This is a genomic window from Sphingomonas populi (assembly GCF_004208535.1).
In the GTDB taxonomy this organism is placed as follows: domain Bacteria; phylum Pseudomonadota; class Alphaproteobacteria; order Sphingomonadales; family Sphingomonadaceae; genus Sphingomonas; species Sphingomonas populi.
Map to the genome: position 1 here is coordinate 20778 of NZ_SGIS01000009.1, position 14098 is coordinate 34875.

Consider the following 14098-nt stretch of genomic DNA (forward strand, 5'->3'; position numbering starts at 1 on the left):
GAGCGAAGTCGAGGGACATGTCCCTCGACTTACTCACGCCCCCAGGCTGTTGCCGTAGCCGATCACCACCGTCGCGAGCACGAGCAGGCCGATGCCGCTCCACACCATCGCCTTGACGCGTGGCGCGGCGGCTTTCCATTCCTTGAACGCGAAACCCCACAGCGTTCCGAAAATGATGATGCTCGCCATGTGCAGCGTCCAGCTCGAAAAGCCGAAGCGGCCCATCTGGCTTTCTCCCATCGTGTAGAAGAAGAACTGGAAATACCACATCGTCCCGGCCAGCGCGGAGAGCAGGTAGTTGAGCCCGAGCGGCGCGCCCGTAGCGACCGCGCCGCGCCCGAGCCATTGCCCCGCGCTGCGGTTCTTCACGATCAGCCACGCACACCACAGGCCGTTGGTGACCAGCCCGCCGAACATGACGAGGCACAGGATCGGCAGCCCGGTCCACAGCGGCCCGGTGCCGGCGGCGGCGGAGATCGCCTTGATCGGCTCGCCCGCCGCAAGGCCGAAGGCGAAGCACGATGACATGATCCCGGAAAAGATCGCGACCGCGACACCCTTGCGGAAGTTGAACTCGGCCACCGTCTCGGCCTTCTCCGCGTCGCTCAGCGCGGCGTCCTTGCGCGCGCCGGCGAACGCGACCGTGGCGATGCCGGCGAGCGTGATGGCGAGGCCGAGCAGCACGATCCGCCCCGATGCGGTCGCCAGCAGCTTTTCGTGGAAATCGCCCTGGACGAGCGGCGGGATCAGCGTGCCGAACACGGTACATAGCCCAAGCACCACCGCCATGCCGAGCGACAGCCCGAGGTAGCGCATCGTCAGCCCATAGGTCAGCCCGCCGAAGCCCCACAGCAGCCCGAACACCACCGGCCACACCAACGTCTGTAACGGCGCACTCCCCAGCACGCCGAGCAGATCGTTGGTCTGGATCGCGGCGAAAAACCACGGCGCGAGCAGCCACGAGAAGATGCCGCCGGTGAGCCAGTAGATCTCCCACGACCAGCGCTTCACGCCGCGATAGGGCACGTAGAAGGTCGCCGAGGCGAAACCGCCGAGCCAATGGTAGAGAACGCCGATCAGCGGGTTGGCATTGCCGTTCATACGCTCAGGCCCAGTCGATAGATGCGGTTGGCGTTGCCGGCGAACAGCGCGTGGCGTTCGTGCGGGGTGAAATCGGCGACGATGTCGGCATAGGTGTCCAGGTGCTGCGCGAAGCTGCCGAACAGCCTGTCAGTCGGGAAGTCGCTCGCGAACATCGCCCGGTCGGTGCCGAACAGGTCGATCGCGGCGCGGATCTGATCGCGCGCGAGCGTGCGCGTCCAGCGGCGGTCGCTGAAGCCGATGCCCGACAGCTTGACCGAGACGTTGGGAAGCGCGGCGAGCGCGGCCATGCCGCTGCGCCATTCGGCCTCCTCGCCGGGGATCATCATGCCCATGTGGTTGATGATGACCGACGTCTCGGGGTGACGCGCGATCAGCGGCACGAGGCCGGGGAATTGCCCGGCATAGGCTTGCAGATCGAAGCTGAGGCCATGCGCGCCGAGCAGCGCGAAGCCGGCGGCCCAGGCGTCGTCGCGCGTCACGTCGCGCGCGGTGTAGGTGCGCTTGGGGTCGGCGTGCCAGTTGACGATATGGCGGATGCCGCGAACGTTGGCGTGGGCGGCATGTGCGGCGAGCAGCGCGCCGACGTCCGGGTCATCGAGCGCGGCGAAGGCGACGATCGCATTGGGCATGCCGCGCGTGTCCGCGATGCGCTGGAGCCAGTCGGTCTCGGCGAGCGCATCGCCGGCATCCGCCCCCGCATCGATATGGACGATGCCGCGCACGTCCCAGCCCGCCGCATCGGCAAGATAATCGTCGAGCAGATAGGTGCGCGCGATCGGTTCGACGCTGCCGTTGGGGCCGTCATCAGCGAACGGCGGCGTCAGCCACGGATAGCGCAGATGCGCGAGATCCCACAGGTGGACATGGGCGTCTACGAAGGGGATCGAACCGGACATGTGCTCTCCATGCGGTGAGGCGCGCTGCCTCTAACGGACAGTAGCGCCGGTAGTCGTGCAATACTCCGTTCGTCCTGAGTAACTGCCGAGTAGCCCGAAGGGCGTATCGAGCTAGTGTATCGAAGGACAGCCCCCGCGCGGGACCGTGCTTCGATACACGCCTTCGATACGGGCCTGCGGCCCTACTCAGTCGCTACTCAGCACGAACGGTTGGAAGCATTTAGAATGTCGTCCGCCCGCCCGAGGTGTCGAACGTGGAAGCGGTGGTGAAGCTGCATTCCTCGCTTACCATGAAGCACACCATCGCCGCGCTCTCGTCGATCTCGCCCAACCGCCCCATCGGGATTTTCGAGCGCATGTAATCGACCTGGCTCTGCGGCAATTGCGCGAGGATCGGGCTTTCGAAGGTCGCCGGGGTCAGCGCATTGGCGATCACGCCCTTCTCGGCGAGCTCCTTGCCGAGCGACTTGGTGAGGCCGATCACCCCCGCCTTGGATGCCGAATAGGCCGAGGCGTTGGGGTTGCCCTCCTTGCCCGCGACCGAGGCGAGATTGGCGATGCGGCCATAGCCATTGGCGAGCATGAACGGCACCACCGCGCGGCAGCAATAGAACAGCCCGTTGAGGTTGATGTCGATCACGCGCCGCCAGCTTTCGAGCGGATATTCGTGAACCGGCGCGGTGGCGCCGGTGATGCCCGCCGAATTGACGAGGATGTCGATCCGCCCGAGCGCGGCGTTGGCGCCCGCCGCCGCCGCCTCGACCTGCGCCTGATCGGACACGTCGAGCGCGAACACCGCGACCGCGCCGGTCTCGGCCTGCGCCGCCGCGAGCGCATCCGCATTGACGTCCCACAGAGCGACGGTGCCGCCCTCGGCGACGATGCGCGTGGCGACCGCCTTGCCGAGCCCGGAGGCGCCGCCGGTCACGATCGCGGTGCGCCCCGCGAACCGGCCCGCGTACACGCTCATGCGAGCGTACCGTCGCCGAGGTGACGCCATGCGACGACCTGCTGGCGCTGCGTGCCGAGCTTGTCGATCGCCAGTTCCATCACGTCGCCGGCCTTGAGGTAGATTGCCTCGGGCTTCTTGCCCTCGCCCACGCCCGGCGGCGTGCCGGTGATGACGAGATCGCCCGGATAGAGCGTGATATACTCGCTGACGTAGGAGATAAGCTGCTTGACGTCGAAGATCATCGTCTTGGTGTTGCCGGTCTGCATCCGCGCGCCGTTGACGTCGAGCGACATGCCGAGATCCTGTGGATCACCAACCTCGTCGGGCGTCACCAGCCAGGGGCCGGTCGGGCAGAAGGTGTCATGGCCCTTGCCCTTCGACCATTGGCTGCCGCGCTGCTTCTGGTTGAACCGCTCCGACACGTCGTTGACGAGCGTGTAGCCGGCGACATGCGCCAGCGCTTCGTCTTCCGAAACGTAGCGGCAGGTCTTGCCGATGATGACGCCTAGTTCGACTTCCCAGTCGCCGTGCGTCGCGTCCCTCGGGAGCATCACATCGTCGTTCGGGCCGCTCAGGCTCGACAGCGCCTTCATGAACATCATCGGCTCGGTCGGGATCGGCAGGTTCGATTCGATTGCATGGTCGCGGTAGTTGAGGCCGATCGCGACGATCTTGCCGACGCCCTTCAGCGGCACGCCGTAGCGCGGGCTGCCCTCGGCGAGCGGCAGCGATTCGACATCGGCGGCGAGCGCGGCGGGGAGAGTCGCGATCGTGAGGTCGTCGATCACGCCCGACAGGTCGCGAAGCTGGCCGTCGGCATCGACGATGCCGGGCTTTTCCTGGCCCATCGGGCCGAAGCGGCAGAGTTTCATGAAAGGTCTCGCTCTTTTGAAGGATCAGTGGGTGTAGGGGCGGTGCGTCGCCACGTCGGGATTGAAGGTGACGCCGAAGCCGGGCGCGTCGAGCGCGCTCGCCTTGAGGCGGCCATTCTGTGGCACCGGCTCGCCGAGCAGTTGCGGCGCGAACATCGGCACCACCTCCGTCGGCCCGGGGTGCATCATCAGGAACTCGGCGAAGGGCGAGTTGTGGCGGGTGATGACGAAGTGATAGCTGTACACGGATGATCCGTGCGGCACGACCATCTTGCCCTTGGCATCGGCGAGCGCGCTGATCTTGAGCAATTCGGTGATGCCGCCACACCAGCCCACGTCGGGCTGGATGATGTCGCAGCATTCCATGTCGAGCAGCATGCGGAAGCCCCAGCGAGTCGCCTCATGCTCGCCGGTCGTCACCAGCATGCCCTTGGGCACGTTGCGGCGCAACTCGGCATAGCCCCAATAATCGTCGGGGCTGATCGCCTCCTCGATCCACTTCAGGCCATATTCGTGGGCGGCGATGGCGAGCCGGGTCGCATAGTCGACGTCGAGCGCCATCCAGCAATCCCACATCAGCCAGAAGTCCGGCCCGACGCGCTCGCGCATCTCGGCGAGTTCGGCGATGTTCTTCTTGAGGCCCTCGACGCCTTCGGCCGGGCCATGATGCAGCGCCATCTTGCCGCCGATGAAGCCGAGTTCCTTGGCGATGTCAGGGCGCGCGCCGGTCGCGTAGAATTGCAATTCGTCGCGCACCGCGCCGCCGAGCATATGGTAGACCGGCTCCTGCCGAAGCTTGCCGAGCAGATCCCACAACGCGAGGTCGACACCTGAGATCGCGTTGATGACGAGGCCCTTGCGGCCGTAATATTGCGTCGAGAAGTACATCTGGTCCCAGATCTTCTCATATTCGAGCGGTGAGCGGCCTTCGAGGAAGCGGGCGAGATGCTTCTCGACGATATAGCAGGCTGGCTCGCCGCCGGTCGTCACCGCGAAGCCGATCGTGCCGTCTTCCGCCTCGATCTCGACGACGAGCGTGCCGAGCACGTTGATGCCGAAGCTCTGCCGCGACTGCCGATATTCGGGATAGCGGCTCATCGGCGTGGCGATGTGGTTGTCGATCCAATGGCCTTCGCCCTGATCGTGATAATCAGCGCCGCCGCCGCGCACTGTGAAGGCGCGGACATGCTTGATCTTCGACAGGCTCTTCAACGTCACCGATGCGTCTCCCCGGATATGCGGTACGGCTGTTCAGAATGTGAAAGAGATCGTCGAATCGTTCCACATGATGATACGATGACGGTCCGAACGATCGGTGGTGTCATCGTCAAGAAAGCCGCCCCGGTCCTCCCTTTGCTGTTTACTTTCTCACTTTATGGGATAGGATGTTAATTGATGAGACAAGTCGCGTCAAACGAAGAATCGGGGAGTGGCGAGGAGCGCACCAAGATTCAGGGCAGCCAGACGCTACTGCGTGGCCTCGACATGCTCGACAAGGTGATCGACGGGCCGATCAAGCTCGCCGATTTGTCGGCGGCCATGGGGCTGACGCGATCGACCACGCACCGGCTCGCCAATGCGCTCGCCGATCGCGGCTTCCTCACCTTCCTGCCGCGCGAGGGCTATCAGCTCGGGCCGAAATTGCTCCAGCTCGGCTTCCTCGCGCAGAGCCAGGCCGATATCGTGCGGATCGCGCGGTCGCGGCTTGAGGCGCTCGCCGCGCACACCGAGGACACTGTCCATCTCGGCCGGCTCGACACCGATCTGGCGCTGTACCTCGACAAGATTCCCGGCCGCCGCCGTGTCGATATCTCCAGCCGCATCGGCGACCGTCACCCGCTGTCCTCGACCGGACTCGGCAAGGCGCTGCTGCTCGACACCCCCGAGGCCGAATGGCCGGCGCTGTTCGCGGCGTCGCGCGCGCGCGGCGCGCCCGTGGTCGAGTATGACGGCTGGGCGGAGCGGATGCGCGGCTATGTCGCCGCCGGCCATGCCTATGATCTGGAAGAGAATGAGGATTTGATCCGCTGCGTCGCCGCGCCCGTGCGCGACGCCTCGGGCCGGATCGTCGCCGCGATCAGCCTGTCGAGCGCGGCGCAATATATGGACGACGCCCGCATGGCGGCGCTCAGCGGCGAGGTGCGCGAGACCGCCGACCAGATCAGCACCGATCTCGGCTGGGTGCCCGGCGCCCGGCCATCCCGCCGCCCACGGCGATAACCGCAGAAGAGGAAATGCTTACGTGAAGCTGCTCGAAGGCAAGACCGTACTCGTCACCGGCGCCTCCACCGGCATCGGCCGCGCCGCCGCGATCGGCGCGGCGCAGCACGGCGCCGACGTGGTCATCAACTATCATGCCCGCGACGAGGATGCCGAAGCCTGTATCGCCGCGATCGAGGCGACCGGCCAGCGCGGCCTTGCCGTGAAGGGCGACGTGGCCGAGCCGGAAACCGCCAAGGCGTTCGTCGCCAAAGCGGTCGAAGCGTTCGGCAAGGTCGATGTGATGGTCAACAACGCCGGCATCTGCCCGTTCCACGCCTTCCTCGACATGCCGGTCGAGACGTTCGAGCGTACCATGCGCGTCAACCTGCACGGCGCCTATTTCATGGTGCAGGCCGCCGCCAACCAGATGGTCGCGCAAGGGCATGGCGGCGCGATCGTCGCGGTATCATCGATCTCGGCTTTGGTCGGCGGCGAATATCAGACGCATTACACGCCGACCAAGGCGGGCGTGCATTCGTTGATGCAATCGACCGCGATCGCGCTCGGCAAGTACAAGATCCGCTGCAACTCGCTGCTGCCCGGCACGATCCTCACCGAGATCAACAAGGACGATCTCGCCGACGACGCCAAGCGGACGTACATGGAAAGCCGCGTGCCGCTCGGCCGGCTCGGCGCGCCCGAGGACATGGTCGGGCCGATCGTGTTCCTCGCCTCCGACATGGCGGCCTATGTCACCGGCGCGGCGCTGCTCGTCGATGGCGGCATGTTCGTGAACCTGCAATGATCCGCGCCGGCCTCGCCGCTGCCGCCGCAGTGCTGCTGCTGGCCGGTGCGGCACCCGCGCCGGTGCCCGGTTTCGGCAAGATCCTGATCGCGAGCGATTCGACCGCATCGGTGTACGGCGAGGATCGCTATCCGCAGACCGGCTGGGGGCAGATGCTGTCCTGCGGGCTCGACGCCGGCACCGAGGTGGTCGATCTCGCGATGGCGGGGCGCAGCACCAAGACCTTCATCGCCGAGGGCCGCTGGGACGGACTGATGGCGCGGGTGCAGCCGGGCGACGTCGTGCTGATCCAGTTCGGCCACAACGACGCCTATAAAGCCAAGCCGGAGCGCTATGCCGATCCCGCCACCACCTATCGCGACAATCTGCTGCGCTTCATCTGGCAGGTGCGCGGCGCGCGCGGCATTCCCGTGCTGGTGACGCCGGTCGCGCAGCATATGTTCGGCGCGGATGGCAAGGCCAAGGCCAACTTCGCCGACTGGTCGGCGGTGATGCGCGATCTCGCCACCACCACGCAGACGCCGCTGATCGACCTCGAAACGCTGTCGCGCGGCTGGCTCGACCGGGTCGGCGAGCAGGCGTCACGCGGCTATTATCTGCATCTGCCCGCCAACGCCGCGCCGGGCTTTCCCAAGGGAATCGACGACGACACCCATTTCAGCGAACTCGGCGCGCGCCGGATCGCCGATCTCGTCGCGGGCGCGTTGAAGGCGCTCGATCTGCCGCTGTCGGGGCATGTGCTGGCCGAGCGCCCCGACCTCACGCGCGCCACCGCGCTCGGCCACAGGGGATGTTCATGACGATCGACCGAAGGACTTTGATCGCCGGCGGCACCGCACTCGGCCTCGCCGCTGCCGCCGCGAAAGGCGCGCAAACCGGGTCGGCGGTGCCGCCCGATTTCACCGTGCTGCCGCTGTGGCCGGGCAAGGTGCCGGGCGGCGAGCATGTCACCGTGACGCAGGAACAAGGCCCGCGCTCGGCGAAGAGCGACGCCTATGACACGTTCTTCGCGCACATCACCACGCCGACGCTCACCGTGCTGCGCCCGGCCAAGCCCAATGGCGCGGCGCTGCTGATGATTCCCGGCGGCGGCTACCGCCGTGTCGTGCTCGGCCATGAAGGCATCAACATCTCGCGGCGGTTCGCGCAGGCCGGCTTTACCTGCTTCTCGCTGCTGTACCGGCTGCCGGCGGACGGCTGGACGGCGGGGCCGGAGGCGCCGTTGCAGGATGCGCAGCGCGCGCTGCGCACGGTTCGGTCGCTGGCGCCGCGCTATGGCTATGACGCGAACCGGATCGGCGTGATCGGCTTTTCGGCGGGCGGGCATCTCGCCGGCTGGCTGACCAGCCGCCAGTCGGTCGCGACGCAAGCGGTGAACGACGCGATCGACCGCGAGCCGCTCAACCCCCGCGCCGCCGCATTGATCTACCCGGTCATCACCATGACCGCGCCGCTCGCGCACAACGGCTCGCGCGTCGAGCTGATTGGCGAACCGGCGAGCGACGAGAAACGCCGCGCCTATTCGCTGGAGAACGATATCCAGCCGACCACGCCGCCGACCTTCCTCGCCCATGCCATCGACGACAAGACGGTGCCGGTCGAGAACAGCCTGATGATGCTGGCGTCGTTGCGCGCCGCGCACATTCCGGCCGAGGCGCATCTGTTCGAAACCGGCGGGCACGGCTTCGGCCTGACCCTGCCCGATGGCACCGCCTCGCCCTGGCCCGATTTGTTCGAAACCTTCGCCAAGCGCCACGGCTTGCTGTGACACCTGCCGCGCCCGCCCCGCGCGTCGCGTTGTTCGTGACGTGTCTGGTCGATCTGATCCGGCCGCGCATCGGCTTCGCCGCGATCCGCGCGCTGGAGGCGGCGGGCTGTACCGTCGTCGTGCCGGCGGGGCAGACCTGCTGTGGCCAGCCCGCGCTCAATTCGGGCGCGCGCGACGAGGCGATCGCGATCGCCAGGCGCACGATCGCCTTGCTCGAAGGGCATGACGCGGTGGTGGTGCCGTCGGGATCGTGCGCGGCGACGATCCGGGCGCATTACCCGGAACTGTTCGAACACGATCCCGCCTGGCTGGCGCGTGCCGAGGCGGTGGCGGCGAACACCTATGAGATCATGGCCTATCTCGACGAAGTGCGCGGCTGGCGGCCCGATACCGCGCTCGCCGCGACCGCGACCTATCACGATAGCTGCTCGGGGCTTCGCGAACTCGGCATCAAGGCACAGCCGCGCCGGTTGCTGAACCATGTCGCGGGGTTGTCGCTCACCCCGCTCAAGGGCGCGGAGACGTGCTGCGGGTTCGGCGGCACCTTCTGCGTCAAATATCCGGCGATCTCGAACGCGATCGCGACCGAGAAAGCGGCGGCGATCGACGCGAGCGGGGCGGACCTGCTGCTGGCGGGCGATCTCGGCTGCCTGATGAACATGGCGGGCAAGCTCCACCGCGAGGGATCGCCGGTGCGCGCGTTCCACGCGATCGAGGTGATCGCGGGCATGGGCGACGGCCCCGCGATCGGCGAGGCGTCATGAGCGCGGCTTTCTCAAAACGCGTCGATGCAGCGCTCGCCGACCCGATCCTCAAGATCGCGGTCGAGCGCACCGCCGGCACCGCCGAAGCCAAGCGCGCCATTGCGGTAGACGCCTTCGCGCAGTTCGAGGCGGCACGCACCCGCGCGGCGGCGATCAAGGATCATGTCGTCGCGCATCTCGGCTATTATCTCGAACAGTTTGAGACGGCTGCGACCTCGGCCGGCGCGCACGTCCATTACGCGCGCACCGCCGATGAAGCGTGCAAGATCGTCATAGACATCTGCAAGGCGGCCGGCGCGCGCACCGTCGCGCGCTCGAAATCGATGATGGGCGAGGAGATCGGCCTGCCGCACGCGCTCGCCGAGGCCGGGATCGGGCGAGTCGAGACCGACCTTGCCGAACATATCATCCAGCTTGCCGACGAACGCCCCTCGCACATCGTTTGGCCGGCGATGCACAAGACCAGCGAGCAGGTCTCGGCGCTGTTCAAGCAGCATCACGCGCTGCCGCACAGCGAGGAAACGATTCCCGCAATGGCGGAGAGCGCGCGGCGGCATCTGCGCCAGGGCATGCTCGGCGCCGATGTCGGCATTTCGGGCGCGAACTTCCTCGTCGCGGATAGCGGCGCGGTCTGCACCGTCACCAACGAGGGCAATGCCGAGCTGTCGCTGGTGCCGCCGCGCGTCCATATCGTCACGGCGGGGATCGAGAAACTGGTGCCGTCGATGGGGCATGCGGTGCAGTTGCTGCGGCTGCTGGCGCGATCGGCGACCGGCGCGACGCTGACGCAATATACCACCTTCTACACCGGCCCCAAACGCGCCGCCGACCCCGACGGGCCGGACGCGATGCATATCGTGCTGATCGACAACGGCCGCAGCGCGATGCGCGAGGACGGGCTGGCCGAGATGCTGCGCTGCATCCGTTGCGGCGCGTGCATGAACCATTGCGTCGTGTTCCGCCAGATCGGCGGCCATGCTTACGGCGGCACCTATCCGGGGCCGATGGGCGCGGTGCTGACCCCGGCGCTCGACGGACTCGCGGCCAGCCGTGACTTGCCCAACGCCTGCACGCTCAACGGCAAGTGCCAGGAGGTGTGCCCGGTCAAGATCCCGCTGCCGACCCTGCTGCGCGGCTGGCGCGAAAAGAGCTGGCGCGAGGGGCTGGAGCCGGCGACGATGCGGCAGGGCATCGCCGCGTGGGCGTGGGTGGCGCAGCGGCCGCGCCTGTACCGGCTGGCGGTGCGCGCGGCGATCTTCGGCATGCGGCGGTTCGGGCGCGGCTGGATCAGGACGCTGCCGCTGGCGAGCGGCTGGACCGCACACCGCGATTTACCCGCACCCGATTCGGAGAGCTTCATGAATCGCTACGCGCGGGGCGAACGATGAGCGCGCGCGCCGACATCCTCGGCAAGCTCGGCACCGCCGCGCCGCCGCCGGGCACGGCCGAAGCGCTGCTCGCCGATCCGGTGCGACCGGCGGTGGCGGGGGATCGCGTCGCGACCTTCCTCACCGCGCTGGCGCTGCCGGCGAGCGGTGCGACGCACGAGCGGATCGGATCGGTGGCCGAGGCACCGGCGGCGGTCGCGCGCTACCTCGCCGAACATGCCCTCCCGCCGGCGGTGTTCGTGCCGGACGATCCCCGCCTCGCCGCCGACTGGTCCGGCTTCGCGCTCAGCCTGGCGATCACGCCCGACGAACCGGCGGTGATCGCATGGGCACGGCTCGGCATCGCCGAAACCGGGTCTTTGGTGTTCGAGACCGGCCCGCACGCGCCGATGCTGCCCAACTTCCTCGGCCTGCATCATATCGTGCTGCTCCCCGAAACCGCGATCGTCGCGCATCTCGAGGATGCCGCGCTACCGGGTCCGCAACCGCGCGCGCATTATTGGGTGACGGGCGTGAGCGGCACCACCGATATCGAAGGGCAATACATCCGCGGCGCGCATGGGCCGCGGTTTCTGCATGTGCTGGTGGTCGGCGAGCGATAGACGACTGGTACTCACCCGTTCGTGTCGAGCGAAGTCGAGACACCTGCGCGCTGGCCAGTCCCTCGACTTCGCTCGGGACGAACGGAGGTGGTTACCGCCTTACGTCGAACTGCCCCGACAGAAACGCGTCGATATCGCCCTGCCCGAACAGGCTCGCATCGCCGGGCAGCGAATGCTTGAGCGCGGTCAGCGCCAGCCCCGATTCCGCCGCACCGTCGATATCGTCCGGGTTACGCAGCAAACCGTGCAGCACGCCCGCCGCGAACGCGTCGCCCGCGCCGATCCGGTCGACGATGCCCGAGACCGCGATCTCCTCGGTCTGCGCGACCGCGTTGGGCGTTTCGACGCGCGCGGAGAGCAAATGCCGGTCGGCGGCTTCGACATGGCGTGCAGTCGAGGCGAGATGCTTGAGGTTGGGGAATGCCGCGAACAGCGCCGCCGCAGCCTCGCGCCGCCGGTCCTCGCCGTCGCTGGCGAAGCTGGTGGCGAGCAGCAAGGCGATGTCGCGGTGGTTGCCGAACATCATGTCGGCCAGCCCGACCAGTTCGGACAGCACGCCGCGCGGATCGCTGTCCCACGCTTGCCACAGCAGGGCGCGGTAATTGCCGTCGAAGATCAGGGTGAGGCCGCGATCCTTCGCCGCGCGCGCCGCCGCGATGGCGAGCCGCGACGATTGCGGCCCGAGCGCGGGGGTGATGCCGGACATCAGCAGGTGAGTCGCACCGGCGAACACCGCGTCCCAGTCGAAATCCGCCTCGGTCGCGCGCGCGAACACGCTGCCGGCGCGATCGTACACCACTTCGGACGCGCGCAGACCAGCGCCCGGGGTGAGGAAGTACAACCCCATCCGCCCCTCGGCCTGAACGACATGCGCGCAATCGACTCCCGCACCCATCAGCACCGATCGCGCCATGTCGCCGAGCGGATTGGCCGGCAACCGGCTGATCATCCGCGTGGTATGGCCGAGGCTGGCCAGCCCGATCGCCACGTTCGCCTCGGCACCGCCGACGGCGAGATCGAGCGTGCGCGCGCTGCGCAACAGCAGCTTGTCGGGCGGGGAAAGGCGGACGAGCAGTTCGCCGAAAAACGCTATCGTGGGTCGCATGGCCGTCTGCCTAGCGCGCGAGCCAGCCGCCGTCGACCGCGAGGATATGCCCGTCGACATAATCCGACGCGGACGACGCCAGAAACACCGCCGCGCCGCCGAGATCGGACGGCTTGCCCCAGCGCGCCGCCGGAATGCGCGCGAGGATCGCGGCGTTGCGGTCCTCGTCGTCGCGCAAAGCCGTGGTGTTGTTGGTGGCGATATAGCCCGGCGCGATCGCGTTGACGTTGACGCCCTTGGCCGACCATTCGTTGGCGAGCAATTTGGTCAAGCCGCCGACGCCCGATTTGGAGGCGGTATAGCTCGGCACGCGGATACCCCCCTGAAAGGTCAGCATCGAAGCGATGTTGATGATCTTGCCCCTGCCCTGCCGGATCATGTGTTTGCCCGCCGCCTGACAGAGGAAGAACACAGACTTCAGGTTGGTGTCGATCACCGCGTCCCAATCGGCCTCGGTGAAATCGACCGAATCGGCGCGGCGGATGATGCCGGCGTTGTTGACGAGGATGTCGAGCCCGCCGAGCTCCGCCACCGTCTGTTCGACGATGTCGCCGACCGGCGCGATGCTCGACAGATCGGCGGCGACGAACACCGCTTTCCGCCCGAGCGCCTGTACCGCAGCGACCGTCTCGTCGCAGGGCGAGCGGCCGACCGCGGCGATATCCGCGCCGGCTTCCGCCAGCGCGAGCGCGATCGCCTGGCCGATGCCGGTGTTGGCGCCAGTGACGACCGCGACCTTGCCGGTGAGATCGAACATCGCGTTCATGCGAGCTGGCAGATGTCGAGGACGTTCATGTCGGTATAATCCTGATTCTCGCCCGCCATCGCCCAGATGAACGCATAGGCCTTGGTGCCCGCGCCCATGTGGATCGACCACGGCGGCGAGATCACCGCTTCCTCGTTCTGCATGACGATGTGGCGGGTCGCCTCGCCCTCACCCATGAAGTGCATCACGCGATCCTTGTCGAGATCGTCGAGCTCGAAGTAGAAATAGATCTCGCTGCGGCGCTCGTGGATGTGCGGCGGCATCGTGTTCCACACCGAACCGGGCTTCAGCACGGTCAGCCCCATCACCAACTGCGCGCTGTCGCACACGCCGGGGATGACGAGCTGGAAGATCGTGCGCTCGTTCGATTCGGCAAGGCTGCCGCGTTCGAGCGCGTTCGCGTCGGCGATCGACAGCTTGCGCGTGGTGAACGCCTTATGCGCCGGACACGAGGCGAGGTAGAAACGCGCGCCGTCGCCGGAAAACTGCACGTCCTTCGCGCCCATCGTGACGTACAGGCAATCCTTGTTGCCGAGCGTGAAGCTCTCCCCATCGACGGTGACGATGCCGTCGACCGTACCGACGTTGACGATCGCCAGTTCGCGGCGTTCGAGGAACGGATGGCCCGCCGCCGAGGGCGGTTCGGTCTGGTCGGGCAGCTTGACGGTGCCCGAGACGACCGCGACGCCGCCGATTACGAAACGTTCGGCATGCGTGTAGTTGAGTACGCACTCGCCGGCGCGGAACAGATCCTGAATCAGATAGCGGTCGCGCAATTCGTCGTTGCTGACGCATTCCATCATGTCTGGGTGCGTGCCGTAATAGGTCTTGTCGAACATATCGCCCTCGCCTGTCGTTTGCGCTCGCATACCGA

Annotated in this window: 15 protein-coding genes; 7 read left to right on the forward strand and 8 right to left on the reverse strand. The window is 67.2% G+C overall.

The window, feature by feature from the left end:
• Nucleotides 1–33: 33 nt before the first annotated feature.
• The 5 genes from rhaT to rhmD all read right to left on the reverse strand — a co-directional run bounded on the left by rhaT (nt 34) and on the right by rhmD (nt 5042).
• On the reverse strand, nt 34–1101 hold the full coding sequence (rhaT, locus tag EWE75_RS07690) for an L-rhamnose/proton symporter RhaT (protein ID WP_130156115.1): 1068 nt from the start codon (nt 1099–1101) through the stop codon (nt 34–36).
• Complete coding sequence (locus EWE75_RS07695; RefSeq protein WP_130156117.1) at nt 1098–2000, reverse strand: amidohydrolase family protein; 903 nt, start codon at nt 1998–2000, stop codon at nt 1098–1100. The genes rhaT and EWE75_RS07695 overlap by 4 nt, the downstream gene beginning before the upstream one ends.
• Nucleotides 2001–2220: 220 nt before the next feature.
• The gene (locus EWE75_RS07700; RefSeq protein ID WP_130156119.1) at nt 2221–2970 is read right to left on the reverse strand and encodes an SDR family NAD(P)-dependent oxidoreductase; all 750 of its coding nucleotides are present in this window, start codon (nt 2968–2970) and stop codon (nt 2221–2223) included.
• Nucleotides 2967–3824, reverse strand: coding sequence for a 2,4-didehydro-3-deoxy-L-rhamnonate hydrolase (locus EWE75_RS07705; protein WP_130156121.1), 858 nt, complete (start codon nt 3822–3824; stop codon nt 2967–2969). The genes EWE75_RS07700 and EWE75_RS07705 overlap by 4 nt, the downstream gene beginning before the upstream one ends.
• A 24-nt stretch (nt 3825–3848) precedes the next feature.
• Entirely contained in the window at nt 3849–5042 is a 1194-nt protein-coding gene (rhmD, locus tag EWE75_RS07710; RefSeq protein ID WP_206364715.1) for an L-rhamnonate dehydratase, read from the reverse strand.
• A 177-nt stretch (nt 5043–5219) separates the two neighbouring features.
• Here rhmD and EWE75_RS07715 point away from each other — a divergent pair, with 177 nt between their 5' ends.
• From EWE75_RS07715 to EWE75_RS07745, 7 genes are read left to right on the forward strand one after another with little or no spacing between them, the layout of a single operon-like run.
• Nucleotides 5220–6044: an IclR family transcriptional regulator gene (locus EWE75_RS07715; protein WP_130156126.1), complete on the forward strand. Its 825-nt coding sequence runs from the start codon at nt 5220–5222 to the stop codon at nt 6042–6044.
• A gap of 22 nt (nt 6045–6066) precedes the next feature.
• Nucleotides 6067–6831: an L-rhamnose 1-dehydrogenase Lra1 gene (lra1, locus tag EWE75_RS07720; RefSeq protein WP_130156127.1), complete on the forward strand. Its 765-nt coding sequence runs from the start codon at nt 6067–6069 to the stop codon at nt 6829–6831.
• Nucleotides 6828–7631: a rhamnogalacturonan acetylesterase gene (locus EWE75_RS07725; protein WP_130156129.1), complete on the forward strand. Its 804-nt coding sequence runs from the start codon at nt 6828–6830 to the stop codon at nt 7629–7631. Before lra1 ends, EWE75_RS07725 begins: the two co-directional genes overlap by 4 nt.
• Nucleotides 7628–8599, forward strand: coding sequence for an alpha/beta hydrolase (locus EWE75_RS07730; protein WP_130156131.1), 972 nt, complete (start codon nt 7628–7630; stop codon nt 8597–8599). The genes EWE75_RS07725 and EWE75_RS07730 overlap by 4 nt, the downstream gene beginning before the upstream one ends.
• Nucleotides 8596–9363, forward strand: a complete 768-nt coding sequence (locus tag EWE75_RS07735) for a (Fe-S)-binding protein (protein ID WP_130156133.1) — start codon at nt 8596–8598, stop codon at nt 9361–9363. Before EWE75_RS07730 ends, EWE75_RS07735 begins: the two co-directional genes overlap by 4 nt.
• The gene (locus EWE75_RS07740; protein WP_130156136.1) at nt 9360–10751 is read left to right on the forward strand and encodes a lactate utilization protein B; all 1392 of its coding nucleotides are present in this window, start codon (nt 9360–9362) and stop codon (nt 10749–10751) included. Before EWE75_RS07735 ends, EWE75_RS07740 begins: the two co-directional genes overlap by 4 nt.
• Nucleotides 10748–11353, forward strand: a complete 606-nt coding sequence (locus EWE75_RS07745) for a LutC/YkgG family protein (protein ID WP_130156138.1) — start codon at nt 10748–10750, stop codon at nt 11351–11353. Before EWE75_RS07740 ends, EWE75_RS07745 begins: the two co-directional genes overlap by 4 nt.
• A 91-nt stretch (nt 11354–11444) precedes the next feature.
• Here the strand turns inward: EWE75_RS07745 and EWE75_RS07750 are convergent, their stop codons facing one another.
• Genes EWE75_RS07750 through kduI form a run of 3 tightly spaced genes read right to left on the reverse strand, consistent with a single transcriptional unit; the run spans nt 11445 to nt 14063 of the window.
• Complete coding sequence (locus EWE75_RS07750) at nt 11445–12458, reverse strand: sugar kinase (RefSeq protein ID WP_130156140.1); 1014 nt, start codon at nt 12456–12458, stop codon at nt 11445–11447.
• Between the two features lie 10 nt (nt 12459–12468).
• Nucleotides 12469–13224, reverse strand: a complete 756-nt coding sequence (gene kduD, locus EWE75_RS07755; protein WP_130156142.1) for a 2-dehydro-3-deoxy-D-gluconate 5-dehydrogenase KduD — start codon at nt 13222–13224, stop codon at nt 12469–12471.
• Nucleotides 13221–14063 carry a 5-dehydro-4-deoxy-D-glucuronate isomerase gene (kduI, locus tag EWE75_RS07760; protein ID WP_130156144.1) on the reverse strand — a complete coding sequence of 281 codons (843 nt, stop codon included), beginning with the start codon at nt 14061–14063 and terminating at the stop codon, nt 13221–13223. The genes kduD and kduI overlap by 4 nt, the downstream gene beginning before the upstream one ends.
• Nucleotides 14064–14098 lie beyond the last annotated feature (35 nt).

Bases quoted from the DNA above. Each gene is read 5' to 3' on its own strand.
- rhaT (WP_130156115.1), bottom strand. From the start codon at position 1,101: ATGAACGGCAATGCCAACCCGCTGATCGGCGTTCTCTACCATTGGCTC.
- EWE75_RS07695 (WP_130156117.1), bottom strand. From the start codon at position 2,000: ATGTCCGGTTCGATCCCCTTCGTAGACGCCCATGTCCACCTGTGGGAT.
- EWE75_RS07700 (WP_130156119.1), bottom strand. From the start codon at position 2,970: ATGAGCGTGTACGCGGGCCGGTTCGCGGGGCGCACCGCGATCGTGACC.
- EWE75_RS07705 (WP_130156121.1), bottom strand. From the start codon at position 3,824: ATGAAACTCTGCCGCTTCGGCCCGATGGGCCAGGAAAAGCCCGGCATC.
- EWE75_RS07715 (WP_130156126.1), top strand. From the start codon at position 5,220: ATGAGACAAGTCGCGTCAAACGAAGAATCGGGGAGTGGCGAGGAGCGC.
- EWE75_RS07725 (WP_130156129.1), top strand. From the start codon at position 6,828: ATGATCCGCGCCGGCCTCGCCGCTGCCGCCGCAGTGCTGCTGCTGGCC.
- EWE75_RS07730 (WP_130156131.1), top strand. From the start codon at position 7,628: ATGACGATCGACCGAAGGACTTTGATCGCCGGCGGCACCGCACTCGGC.
- EWE75_RS07740 (WP_130156136.1), top strand. From the start codon at position 9,360: ATGAGCGCGGCTTTCTCAAAACGCGTCGATGCAGCGCTCGCCGACCCG.
- EWE75_RS07745 (WP_130156138.1), top strand. From the start codon at position 10,748: ATGAGCGCGCGCGCCGACATCCTCGGCAAGCTCGGCACCGCCGCGCCG.
- EWE75_RS07750 (WP_130156140.1), bottom strand. From the start codon at position 12,458: ATGCGACCCACGATAGCGTTTTTCGGCGAACTGCTCGTCCGCCTTTCC.
- kduD (WP_130156142.1), bottom strand. From the start codon at position 13,224: ATGAACGCGATGTTCGATCTCACCGGCAAGGTCGCGGTCGTCACTGGC.
- kduI (WP_130156144.1), bottom strand. From the start codon at position 14,063: ATGTTCGACAAGACCTATTACGGCACGCACCCAGACATGATGGAATGC.